The sequence below is a fragment of the Pseudomonas sp. GW821-FHT02B10 genome (assembly GCF_059421865.1).
Genome location: NZ_JBWKVU010000001.1, coordinates 802,604 through 813,774 on the forward strand (window position 1 = coordinate 802,604; position 11,171 = coordinate 813,774).

Genomic DNA, 11,171 nt, shown 5'->3' on the forward strand with positions numbered 1-11,171 from the left:
CCTCGAGGTTGCTGTCAGCTGTCTTCCTTGCCCAGCCAGCGATAGATGCCACCGCCGACCACCGCGCCGAGAATCGGCGCCAGCCAGAACAGCCACAGTTGCTGGATCGCCCAGCCGCCGACGATCAAGGCCGGCCCGGTGCTGCGCGCCGGGTTGACCGAGGTGTTGGTCACCGGAATCGAGATCAGGTGGATCAGGGTCAGCGCCAGGCCGATGGCGATCGGCGCGAAGCCCACCGGTGCACGTTTATCGGTGGCGCCGAGGATGATCACCACGAACATCCCGGTCATCACCAGCTCGCTGACAAAGCCCGCCGCCAGTGAGTAGCCCCCTGGCGAATGTTCGCCATAGCCGTTGGAGGCCAGCCCGCTGGCCAGCTCGAAGCCGGGCTTGCCGCTGGCGATGAAGTACAGCAGCGCAGCGGCGATCACCCCGCCTATCACTTGCGCGATCACATAGGCGGGCAGTTCCTTGAGCGGAAAACGCCCGCCGACCACCAGGCCGACGGACACCGCGGGGTTGAGATGGCAGCCGGAGATATGGCCGATGGCGAAGGCCATCGTCAGCACGGTAAGACCGAAGGCCAGCGCCACGCCGAGCAGGCCGATGCCGACCTCCGGAAACGCGGCCGCCAGTACGGCGCTACCGCAACCACCCAATACCAGCCAGAAGGTGCCTAACAACTCAGTGACTGAACGTTTGAACAGCGACATAGAAGTTATTCCTTATCGATCCGATAAAGCCGTTATGCAGCCGTGCAGCCTGGCTACAGGCCCTGCTCCAGAACCTAGGCTCAGTACAGCAGGCTTTTTTTACAAATCCAGTGCGAAAAAAACGCCAGGGCCCTGTTCACGGGGCTCTGGCGTTTTCTGTAGCCGCTGGCGCAGCCTGCGATGGGCGGGTAGCGATTGAAGTAGCCGCCCCCTTGTAGCCGCTGCCGAAGGCTGCGATCGGCCCCGAAGGGGACGTGTCCCTGAGGGCGTCGAGGGTTCTGCGAACCCTATCGCAGCCTCGCAGGCTCGGCAGCGGCTACAGGGCTACAGGGCTACAGGTCAATCGATACCGACGAACCCCCCGGTCTGGTGCTGCCAGAGGCGCGCATACAAACCGCCGTGGGCCAGCAGCTCGGCATGGCTGCCGGTCTCGGCGATGCGGCCTTTTTCCAGGACCACCAGGCGGTCCATGCGGGCGATGGTCGAGAGGCGGTGGGCGATGGCGATCACGGTCTTGCCTTGCATCAGGGTCTCCAGGCTTTCCTGGATCGCCGCCTCGACTTCCGAGTCCAGGGCCGAGGTGGCCTCGTCCATGATCAGGATCGGCGCGTCCTTGAGCAGCACCCGGGCAATGGCGATGCGCTGGCGCTGGCCGCCGGAGAGTTTCACCCCGCGTTCACCGACATGGGCATCGAAGCCGGTGCGGCCCTGGGCGTCGGAAAGCAACGGGATGAACTCGTCGGCGCGGGCTTTGCGCACCGCTTCCCAGAGTTCCTCGTCGGTGGCGTCGGGCTTTCCGTACAGCAGGTTGTCGCGGATCGAGCGGTGCAGCAGCGAGGTGTCCTGGGTGATCATGCCGATCCGCTCGCGCAGGCTTTCCTGGGTCACGTCGGCGATGTTCTGGTTGTCGATCAGGATGCGTCCGCTCTCCAGGTCGTAGAGCCGCAGCAACAGGTTGACCAGGGTCGACTTGCCGGCGCCGGACGGGCCGATCAGGCCGATCTTTTCCCCGGGCTTGATGGTCAGGTTGAGGTCGCTGATGACCCCGGTCTTTTTCCCGTAGTGGAAATCCACATGCTCGAAACGCACTTCGCCGCTGGCCACCGCAAGGCGCGGCGCCTGCTCGCGGTCGCTGACGCTGATGGGCTGGGCGATGGTCTGCAGGCCGTCCTGGACCATGCCGATGTTCTCGAAGATGCCGTTGACCACCCACATGATCCAGCCGGACATGTTGACGATGCGGATCACCAGGCCGGTGGCCAGGGCGATGGCGCCGACCGAGATCAGCGACTGGGTCCACAGCCACAGGGCCAGGCCCGTGGTGGAGACGATCAGCAGGCCGTTCATGGCGGTGATCACCACGTCCATGCTGGTGATGACGCGCCCGGCCAACTGGCTTTTCTCGGTCTGTTCGCCGATGGCTTCGCGCGCGTAGTTCTGCTCGAAGTGGGTGTGGGCGAACAGTTTGAGGGTGGTGATGTTGGTGTAGCCGTCGACGATCCTGCCGACCAGCTTGGAGTTGGCGTCCGAGGAAATCACCGAGCGTTCCTTGACCCGCGGCACGAAGTACCAGAGCGCGCCGATGTAGCTGGCGATCCAGATCAGCAGCGGGATCATCAGGTGCCAGTCGGCCTCGGCGAACAGCACCAGGGCGCTGACCGCATAGATCAGCACGTGCCACAGCGCGTCCACCGCCTGCACCGCCGAATCGCGCAGCGAGTTGCCGGTCTGCATGATGCGCTGGGCGATGCGCCCGGCGAAATCGTTCTGGAAGAAGTTCAGGCTCTGCTTGAGCACATAGCTGTGGTTCTGCCAGCGAATCAGGCTGGTCATGCCCGGGCTGATGGTCTGGTGCACCAGCAGGTCGTGCAGGGCGACGAACAGCGGGCGGAAGATCAGCGCGACCATGGCCATCCAGGCCAGCTCGAGGCCGTGGGTCTTGAAGATCTCGACATTCGGCGTGCCCTGGGCCAGGTCGATGATCGTGCTCAGGTAGCTGAACAGCGACACCTCGATCAGCGCGACGAACAGGCCGACTACCAACAGGGCGACGAAGCTCGGCCAGACCTGCTTGATGTAGTAGAGGTAGAAGGGCAGTACGCGGTTGGGGGGAGCGGCAGTGGGAGCGTCGCGGAAAATATCGATCAGCTGTTCAAAACGACGATAGAGCATGGGATCTGACGCCCGCGTGGCGGGCTCTCCTTATCAGTAAGCAGGCGCAGCGCTGTGTCAGCGCCGCGCCGGGACTCCCGGTGACACATTAGTCGATGCGCTTGGCCGACTTGATCAGCACGGGGTCGATCGGCACGTTCTGCATGCCTTGTTTGGTGGTGGTCTGCGAGTTGACGATCTGGTCGACCACGTCCATGCCACTCACCACTTTGGCGAACACCGCGTAACCGGCATCGCGACCCGGATCGAGGAAGGCGTTGTCGGCGACGTTGATGAAGAACTGGCTGGTGGCCGAGTTCGGGTTCGAGGTGCGGGCCATGGACAGGGTGCCGCGTACGTTATGCAGGCCGTTGCTGGCTTCGTTCTTGATCGGGTCGCGGGTTTCCTTCTGCACCATCTGCGGAGTGAAGCCGCCGCCCTGGACCATGAAGCCCGGGATCACCCGGTGAAAGATGGTGTTGGTGTAGAAACCACTGTCGACGTAGTCGAGGAAGTTCTTGCTGGAGATCGGGGCCTTGACCGGGTCCAGTTCGACTTCGATCTTGCCGAAGCTGGTGTCCAGCAGGACGTGAGGCGCCTTGGCCGGTTGGGCGGCCATCAGGTTGGCAGCAAACAGAACGGAGCCGGCGACGAGGGCGATTTTTTTCAGCATGGGTCAGTGATCCTGGGTGGTGGTGTCGACTGCGGTTAAAAACTCGAGCAGGGTTTGGTTGAAGCGTTGCGGCTGGTCCAGCGGCGTGGCGTGACGCGAATCGGCGATCACCACCAGGCGCCCGTCGGGCAGCAGTTTCACATAACTTTCTTTCAGTGCGACCGGGGTGTAGTCACGGTCGGCGCTGATGACCAGGGTTGGACAGGCGACTTGCGAAAGTCGTTCCTGGACCCCCCAGCCAACGATGGCATCGAAGCTTGCGAGATAAGCACGTTTGTCGTTTTTTGCCCAGCGCTCGGCCATCTTTTGCCGCAGCTCGGCCTGCGCAGGTAGGGGGAACAATTTGCCGGCCAGGGCAATGCCGATGGTTTCCAGGCTGAGCAGGCGCATCAGGCTCCAGCGCTTGAACCATTGCCAGGCGTCGTTGGCGCTGCGGATCTTGACCTCGGGCGCGCTGTTGACGATGCACAGGCTTTTCAGCAGCCCGGGCTGATCCACCGCGACCTGGAAGGCGATCATGCCGCCCATGGACAGGCCTACCAAGTGCACCCGCGACAGGTTCAGGTGCTCCAGCAGGGCGATGAGGTCGGCGCTGAACCCGGCGATGCTGTAGGGCTCGCGGGGTTTGTCGGAGCGGCCATGGCCGCGCACGTCGGGCAGGATCAGGCGGTAATGGGCGGACAGCTCGGCGATCTGCTTTTCCCAGTCACGGGTGCTGGAGCCGAGCCCGTGGACCAGCACCAGCGGTTCGCCATGGCCGTATTCCTCATAGTGCAGGGTGCATCCTTCGTGTTCGAAATAGGCCATGGCTGAATTCCTGTTCAGGCGCGTGGAGGGTTCAAGTACGGGGTCAGGCTTGTTCCGGGGCGGCGAACGGCGCGTCCAGCGGCGCGGTGTCGAAGGTGCGCAGCAGCTCGACGAGGATCTGCGTGGCCGGGCCCAGGGGTTTGTCCTTGTTCGAATACAGGTAGAAGGTCGGGTGCCGGCTGCCGCCCTGGTCCAACGGTAGCACCTTGAGCAGGCCCTCCCGGAGTTCGCGCTCGATTATATGCCGCGGCAGCCAGGCAAAGCCCAGGCCGCTGCCGACGAAGGTGGCGGCGGTGGCCAGGCTGCCGACGGTCCAGCGCTGTTCGGCGCCGAGCCAGCCGACATCCCGCGGCTGTTGGCGGCCGGAGTCGCGGATCACCACCTGCAGCTGGCTTTCCAGGTCCTGGAAATTCAGCTCGCGGTTCAGGCGGTGCAGGGCGTGTTCCGGGTGGGCCACGGCGACGAACTCCACCGAGCTCATTTCCGTGCCCAGGTAGCCGGAGATATTGAAGCCACTGATGGCCAGGTCGGCCACGCCTTCGAGCAGCACCTCTTCGACCCCGGACAACACTTCTTCGCGCAGGCGCACCCGGCAGCCACGGCTTTGCGGCATGAAGGCGGTCAGCGCGCGTACCAGGCGCGCGCTGGGGTAGGCGGCGTCCACCACCAGGCGCACTTCGGCTTCCCAGCCCTGTTCCATGTGGTGGGCCAGGTCTTCCAGCTGGCTGGCCTGTTTCACCAGTTGCCGCGAGCGCCGCAGCAACACGCCGCCGGCTTCGGTGAGCACGGCCTTGCGCCCATCGATACGCAGCAGCGGCACGCCCAGTTGGTCCTGCATGCGCGCCACGGTGTAACTGACAGAGGATTGCGAACGGTGCAGCGCTTCGGCCGCCTGGGCGAAGCCGCCGTGGTCGACCACGGCCTGCAGCGTTCGCCATTGATCGAGGGTAACGCGGGGCGCTTTCATGAGGAGCTCCTCTTGTCCTAAGCTGGCGCTCCTTATTGGAGACTGCCGAATGAGAAAATTCTGTTGTGTGTTGCTGGCCCTGCTGCCGCTCAGTGCGTTCGCCTATCCCATCGACGTGAAGAAACACCTCGAAGGCGTGAGCATCGACTACACCGCCTACGACACCGATGCCGACATCGGTTCGATCCAGGTGAACAACTACGGCACCATCGACGCCGCCTGCACGGTGGTCTTTCGCAACGGCCCCGAAGCCCCGCGTACGCGCAAGGTGGAAGTGGCGGCCGGCAAGTTCAAGAACGCCACGGCCAAGTTCAACCGCAGCATCATCAAGCTGCGCATCGACCTGACCTGTACCGCCAAATAAGCGCAAAGCGGAGCAGGGTGCGCGACCTGCTCCGCTTATAAACGAATTTATTGATTGGTTATAGCAGTTATTTGCGCTTTTTCATCGATATGACTCTGTTTAATCTGCGCTCCATCGACCTACAGCATTCCCGATGGAGGCTACATCCCATGTCCCGCGTTCTGATCATCGAAAGCAGTGCCCGTCAGCAGGATTCCGTTTCCCGTCAGCTGACCCAGACCTTCATCAAGCAATGGCAAGCGGCCCACCCAGGCGACCAGATCACCGTGCGTGACCTGGCGGTAACCCCGGTGCCGCACCTGGACAGCAACCTGCTGGGCGGCTGGATGAAACCCGCCGGGCAGCGCAACGAGATCGAAGAGGCCTCGCTGCAGCGCTCCAACGAATTGACCGACGAACTGCTGGCCGCCGACGTGCTGGTGATGGCCGCGCCGATGTACAACTTCGCCATCCCGAGCACCCTCAAAGCCTGGCTGGACCACGTGCTGCGTGCCGGTGTGACCTTCAAGTACACCGCAACCGGTCCCCAGGGCCTGCTCAACGGCAAGCGTGCCTACGTGCTGACCGCCCGTGGCGGCATCTACGCCGGCAGCACCGCGGACCACCAGGAACCTTACCTGCGCCAGGTCATGGGCTTCATCGGGATCCACGACGTCGAGTTCATTCACGCCGAAGGCATGAACCTGGGCGGCGACTTCCAGGAGAAGGGCCTGAACCAGGCCAACGCCAAACTGGCCCAGGTCGCCTGATCCGTTAATCGCCAGATAATCGCGCAGTGGTCTAGTAGGCCCTGCGCTCCCCTTCAAGTTTGTTTGCGCATCGAACCTCCCTTTGCACTTGTTGCTCCTGAGTGCTCCCGCCCGATTGAACGCTTTGCGAGATCGGGCTTTTTTTTGCCCGCGATTTCACCTCGTTCCCGGGGCGGGCTGGCCTACCCATTCGTAACGACTCGGCCCCTGTAGGAGCGAGCTTGCTCGCGATAGCCGCGACGCGGAACGTTTGGCCCACCGCGTTATCGTTCATCGCGAGCAAGCTCGCTCCTACAGGGGCGGGATATTGTCTGTCCGGTTTTATTATTCGGGGCAAAACCGCTATCGTCGCCTCCCTTCGAGACGAGGCGATCCATGGGCTATCTACTTTTTGTCACGCTGATCCAGGCGTTTTCCTTCAGCCTGATCGGCGAATACCTGGCCGGGCATGTCGACAGTTACTTCGCGGTGCTGGTCCGGGTGCTGCTGGCCGGGCTGGTGTTCATCCCGCTGACCCGCTGGCGCCAGGTGGAGCCGGCGTTCATGCGCGGCATGCTGCTGATCGGCGCCTTGCAGTTCGGCGTGACCTACGTCTGCCTATACCTGAGTTTCCGCGTGCTGACGGTGCCGGAGGTGCTGCTGTTCACCATCCTCACGCCGCTGCATGTGACCCTGATCGAGGACGCGCTCAACCGCCGCTTCAACCCCTGGGGCCTGCTGGCGGCGCTGGTGGCGGTGGCCGGGGCGGCGGTGATCCGCTACGACCGCATCAGCCCGGACTTCTTCATGGGCTTTTTGCTGCTGCAACTGGCCAACTTCACCTACGCCGCCGGGCAGGTGCTGTACAAGCATCTGGTGGCGCGCCATCCGAGCGACCTGCCGCATTACCGGCGTTTCGGCTACTTCTACCTGGGGGCGCTGGCGGTGGTATTGCCGGCCTTCCTGCTGTTCGGCAAGCAGGACTTCCTGCCCGAAGCGCCGTTGCAATGGGCGGTGCTGCTGTTTCTCGGGCTGGTGTCCACCGCGCTGGGGCTGTACTGGTGGAACAAGGGCGCCTGCCTGGTCACTGGCGCGACCCTGGCGGTGATGAACAACCTGCATGTGCCGGTGGGGCTGCTGATCAACCTGTTGATCTGGAACCAGCACGAAGAACTGGGGCGCCTGTTCCTCGGCGCACTGGTGATTCTGGCGGCGGTGTGGATCAGCCGTCGCGGCACGAAAACCGCCGCAGTTCTGTAGGAGCGGCCGGTCGACGCTCGATTGCCCGCGATAGCGACCTGACAGACACCGCGGGGTCAGGCCGCTGTGCGGATCGCGAGCAATCGAGCGTCGACCGGCCGCTCCTACAGATTGAGCAGATAGAGGGGGATCGCCCCGGGGACGGGGCGATCAGGCGGGAATTACAGTGCGCGTTTTTCCACTTCGGGGATATGGCTGGCGCCCAGCACCGCCGGCAGCAGGCCAGCGCGCAGGTCGTTGCCGCTCGGCTGTTGATACAGGCTCAAGCCGAATTCCGGCATCACCGCCAGCAGGTAATCGAAGATATCGCCCTGGATCCGCTCGTAGTCGGTCCACGCCGTGGTGCGGGTGAAGCAGTAGATTTCCAGCGGAATGCCCTGGGCGGTGGTCTGCATCTGGCGGACCATGCAGGTCATGTTCGGCTGGATGTCCGGATGACTCTTGAGGTACGCCAGGGCATAGGCGCGGAAGGTCCCCAGGTTGGTCATGCGGCGGCGGTTGGCCGACATGGCGGCGACATTGCCCTGGGCTTCGTTCCAGCTCTTGAGCTCGGCCTGCTTGCGACTGATGTAGTCGGTGAGCAGGTGGACCTTGCCCAGGCGCGTCTCTTCCTCATCGTTGATGAAACGCACGCCGCTGGCGTCGATGTACAGGCTGCGCTTGATCCGCCGGCCGCCGGACTGCTGCATGCCGCGCCAGTTCTTGAACGACTCGGACATCAGGCGCCAGGTGGGGATCGAGACGATGGTCTTGTCGAAGTTCTGCACCTTGACCGTGTGCAGGGTGATATCCACCACATCGCCGTCGGCGCCGACCTGGGGCATTTCGATCCAGTCGCCGACCCGCAGCATGTCGTTGCTGGTCAGCTGCACGCTGGCGACGAACGACAGCAGGGTGTCCTTGTAGACCAACAGGATCACCGCCGACATGGCGCCCAGGCCGGACAACAGCAGCAGCGGAGAGCGGTCGATCAAGGTGGCGACGATGATGATCGCGCCGAACACGAACAGCACCATCTTCGCCAGTTGCACATAACCCTTGATCGAACGGGTACGCGCATGTTCGGTGCGCGCGTAGATGTCCAGCAGGGCGTTGAGCAGGGCGCTGATGGCCAGTACCTGGAACAGGATGGTGAAGGCCAGAGCCAGGTTGCCGAGGAACACCAGGCTGGTCTTGCTCAGCTCCGGCACCAGGTGCAGGCCGAACTGGACCACCAGCGACGGGGTCATCTGCGCCAGGCGATGGAACACCTTGTTCTGGCGCAGGTCGTTGAGCCAGTGCAGGGACGGCTGGCGGCCGAGCAGCTTGACCGCGTGCAGGATCAGGTAGCGCGCCACTCGTCCGACGAGCAGCGCCACCACCAGCAGGATGACCAGGGCCAGGCTGGAATGCAGGAGCGGGTGCTCATCGAGCGCCCCCCAGAGGTCTTGAACGTTGAGCCAGAGCTGTTTGAAATCCATGGGGTCAGAAGCTTCCTCTATGAGACGAGACGGATCGATTAGAACATTTAAGCCGTCGAAAGTTACCGTTAAGGACAAATCGCTGACAAAAACCAATTGTTTACCGTGGTTTGCGTGAAAGAAACTCGGCCTTCGCGCCCGAAACCGTTACCCTATGCAGCTGTTTTTTTGCATATCTTCGAGGTAGCACCCGTGTTTTCCCAATTCGCCCTGCACGAACGCCTGCTCAAAGCCGTGGCCGAGCTTAAATTTGTCGAGCCAACGCCTGTGCAGGCAGCGGCCATTCCGCTCGCGCTCCAGGGGCGTGACCTGCGGGTGACGGCACAGACCGGCAGCGGCAAGACCGCCGCGTTCGTCCTGCCGATTCTCAATCGCCTGATCGGTCCGGCGAAGATCCGCGTCAGCATCAAGACCCTGATCCTGCTGCCGACCCGCGAACTGGCGCAGCAGACCCTGAAGGAAGTCGAACGCTTCTCGCAGTTCACCTTCATCAAGGCCGGCCTGATCACCGGTGGCGAAGACTTCAAGGTCCAGGCCGCCATGCTGCGCAAGGTGCCGGACATCCTGATCGGCACCCCGGGCCGCCTGATCGAGCAACTGAACGCCGGCAACCTCGATTTGAAAGAAGTGGAAGTGCTGGTCCTCGACGAAGCCGACCGCATGCTCGACATGGGCTTTGCCGACGACGTGCAGCGCCTGGTGGACGAGTGCCCGAACCGGCAGCAGACCATGCTGTTCTCCGCCACCACCGGCGGCTCGGGCCTGCGCGAGATGGTCGCCAAGGTCCTGAACAACCCTGAGCACCTGCAACTCAACGCGGTCAGCCAACTGAACGACACCACCCGCCAGCAGATCATCACCGCCGACCACAACCAGCACAAAGAGCAGATCGTCAACTGGCTGCTGGCCAACGAGACCTACCAGAAGGCCATCGTCTTCACCAACACCCGCGCCATGGCCGACCGCATCTACGGCCGCCTGGTGGCCCAGGAGTACAAGGCGTTCGTCCTGCACGGTGAAAAGGACCAGAAGGACCGCAAGCTGGCCATCGACCGCCTGAAGCAGGGTGGGGTGAAAATCCTCGTCGCCACCGACGTCGCCGCCCGCGGCCTGGACGTCGACGGCCTGGACCTGGTGATCAACTTCGACATGCCGCGCAGCGGCGACGAGTATGTGCACCGCATCGGCCGTACCGGGCGTGCCGGTAACGACGGCCTGGCCATCTCGCTGATCTGCCATGGCGACTGGAACCTGATGTCGAGCATCGAGCGCTACCTCAAGCAGAACTTCGAGCGCCGCACCATCAAGGAAGTCAAAGGCACCTACGGCGGGCCGAAGAAGGTCAAGGCGTCCGGCAAGGCCGCGGGCGTGAAGAAGAAAAAGACCGACGCCAAGGGCGACAAGAAAAAAACCGCGGCCAAGGCCCCGACCAAGCGCAAGACCGCCAACCGGCCGAAAAGCGATGCCCTGGTCAGCCAGGACGGCATGGCGCCGCTCAAGCGCCGCAAGCCAGCAGCGCCTGTGGCCGAATAAGGCTCGATGATTGGATAAAAAAGCCCGGACAGTGTCCGGGCTTTTTCATGGGCGAAAAGATCTTGCCTGCGACCGGATCTCGACCTTTTCGGCAGGTTTGCGGGGCAGGCCTCGGTTCAGAAAAAGAGGAAAGGCTTTACCTGATCTCCGGGAGTTTCTCTCAAAACAACCAGATGCGTCTGATTGATGCCGTCATCTCGGACGCTTTAGCCTCGAAAGCGATTTCTCGAGGCGGTTACCCGCCCCATCCGCAGTGACGCTTTTCAAGCGGTGGGCGTTCCCTCGAGCAATTTCAGGCTGCGATTGATTGACGCCAGAATAGTGGCAAATTAATATCGCGCTATTATTTTGATATCAAGCTGTCTCGAGGGACCGAACATGTACTCTCCCGCCCTCGCGGGGAGGTTGTGCCTGGCTTTGCTGTGCTTGACTCCGCTACACCTCGTTCATGCCGCTCCCACCCCCGGTGACACCGACCTGATCCGCGAACGCCAGGACCGCCTGCTCGAAGAGCA

Annotated in this window: 10 protein-coding genes; 4 read left to right on the forward strand and 6 right to left on the reverse strand. The window is 62.8% G+C overall.

All coding sequences use genetic code 11. The features are described 5' to 3' along the window. Window positions 1-14 precede the first annotated feature (14 nt). The 5 genes from aqpZ to AC07VU_RS03745 form a co-directional block, all read right to left on the reverse strand. Window positions 15-713, reverse strand: a complete 699-nt coding sequence (gene aqpZ, locus AC07VU_RS03725) for an aquaporin Z (RefSeq protein ID WP_009042651.1) — start codon at window positions 711-713, stop codon at window positions 15-17. A gap of 339 nt (window positions 714-1,052) precedes the next feature. Continuing rightward, window positions 1,053-2,885 (reverse strand): ABC transporter ATP-binding protein, encoded by a 1,833-nt coding sequence (locus AC07VU_RS03730; RefSeq protein ID WP_495029531.1) that lies wholly within the window; start codon window positions 2,883-2,885, stop codon window positions 1,053-1,055. An 88-nt stretch (window positions 2,886-2,973) separates the two neighbouring features. Next, window positions 2,974-3,537 (reverse strand): peptidylprolyl isomerase A, encoded by a 564-nt coding sequence (locus AC07VU_RS03735; protein ID WP_007920626.1) that lies wholly within the window; start codon window positions 3,535-3,537, stop codon window positions 2,974-2,976. A gap of 3 nt (window positions 3,538-3,540) precedes the next feature. Continuing rightward, complete coding sequence (locus AC07VU_RS03740) at window positions 3,541-4,344, reverse strand: alpha/beta fold hydrolase (RefSeq protein ID WP_007920627.1); 804 nt, start codon at window positions 4,342-4,344, stop codon at window positions 3,541-3,543. A 43-nt stretch (window positions 4,345-4,387) separates the two neighbouring features. Then, window positions 4,388-5,311, reverse strand: a complete 924-nt coding sequence (locus AC07VU_RS03745; protein WP_053260035.1) for a PA3225 family LysR-type transcriptional regulator — start codon at window positions 5,309-5,311, stop codon at window positions 4,388-4,390. A 49-nt stretch (window positions 5,312-5,360) separates the two neighbouring features. On the opposite strand from AC07VU_RS03745, the gene AC07VU_RS03750 reads away from it, so the two are divergent. The 3 genes from AC07VU_RS03750 to AC07VU_RS03760 all read left to right on the forward strand — a co-directional run bounded on the left by AC07VU_RS03750 (window position 5,361) and on the right by AC07VU_RS03760 (window position 7,663). Continuing rightward, on the forward strand, window positions 5,361-5,675 hold the full coding sequence (locus AC07VU_RS03750) for a 3-phosphoglycerate kinase (RefSeq protein WP_495029532.1): 315 nt from the start codon (window positions 5,361-5,363) through the stop codon (window positions 5,673-5,675). A gap of 149 nt (window positions 5,676-5,824) precedes the next feature. Continuing rightward, the gene (locus AC07VU_RS03755; protein ID WP_053260036.1) at window positions 5,825-6,424 is read left to right on the forward strand and encodes an FMN-dependent NADH-azoreductase; all 600 of its coding nucleotides are present in this window, start codon (window positions 5,825-5,827) and stop codon (window positions 6,422-6,424) included. Window positions 6,425-6,799: 375 nt separating this feature from the next. Continuing rightward, a complete protein-coding gene (locus AC07VU_RS03760; protein ID WP_495029533.1) occupies window positions 6,800-7,663 on the forward strand; it encodes a carboxylate/amino acid/amine transporter in 864 nt (287 codons plus the stop codon). Window positions 7,664-7,824: 161 nt separating this feature from the next. On the opposite strand, the gene AC07VU_RS03765 is transcribed toward AC07VU_RS03760, so the two are convergent. Next, a complete protein-coding gene (locus tag AC07VU_RS03765; protein ID WP_097134495.1) occupies window positions 7,825-9,123 on the reverse strand; it encodes a mechanosensitive ion channel family protein in 1,299 nt (432 codons plus the stop codon). Window positions 9,124-9,315: 192 nt separating this feature from the next. Between AC07VU_RS03765 and AC07VU_RS03770 the strand changes: the two genes are divergently transcribed. Further along, complete coding sequence (locus tag AC07VU_RS03770; RefSeq protein WP_274305884.1) at window positions 9,316-10,656, forward strand: DEAD/DEAH box helicase; 1,341 nt, start codon at window positions 9,316-9,318, stop codon at window positions 10,654-10,656. Window positions 10,657-11,171 lie beyond the last annotated feature (515 nt).

Excerpts from the sequence above, each read along its gene's own strand:
- aqpZ (WP_009042651.1), bottom strand. The coding sequence starts at position 713 with ATGTCGCTGTTCAAACGTTCAGTCACTGAGTTGTTAGGCACCTTCTGG.
- AC07VU_RS03730 (WP_495029531.1), bottom strand. The coding sequence starts at position 2,885 with ATGCTCTATCGTCGTTTTGAACAGCTGATCGATATTTTCCGCGACGCT.
- AC07VU_RS03735 (WP_007920626.1), bottom strand. The coding sequence starts at position 3,537 with ATGCTGAAAAAAATCGCCCTCGTCGCCGGCTCCGTTCTGTTTGCTGCC.
- AC07VU_RS03740 (WP_007920627.1), bottom strand. The coding sequence starts at position 4,344 with ATGGCCTATTTCGAACACGAAGGATGCACCCTGCACTATGAGGAATAC.
- AC07VU_RS03745 (WP_053260035.1), bottom strand. The coding sequence starts at position 5,311 with ATGAAAGCGCCCCGCGTTACCCTCGATCAATGGCGAACGCTGCAGGCC.
- AC07VU_RS03750 (WP_495029532.1), top strand. The coding sequence starts at position 5,361 with ATGAGAAAATTCTGTTGTGTGTTGCTGGCCCTGCTGCCGCTCAGTGCG.
- AC07VU_RS03755 (WP_053260036.1), top strand. The coding sequence starts at position 5,825 with ATGTCCCGCGTTCTGATCATCGAAAGCAGTGCCCGTCAGCAGGATTCC.
- AC07VU_RS03760 (WP_495029533.1), top strand. The coding sequence starts at position 6,800 with ATGGGCTATCTACTTTTTGTCACGCTGATCCAGGCGTTTTCCTTCAGC.
- AC07VU_RS03765 (WP_097134495.1), bottom strand. The coding sequence starts at position 9,123 with ATGGATTTCAAACAGCTCTGGCTCAACGTTCAAGACCTCTGGGGGGCG.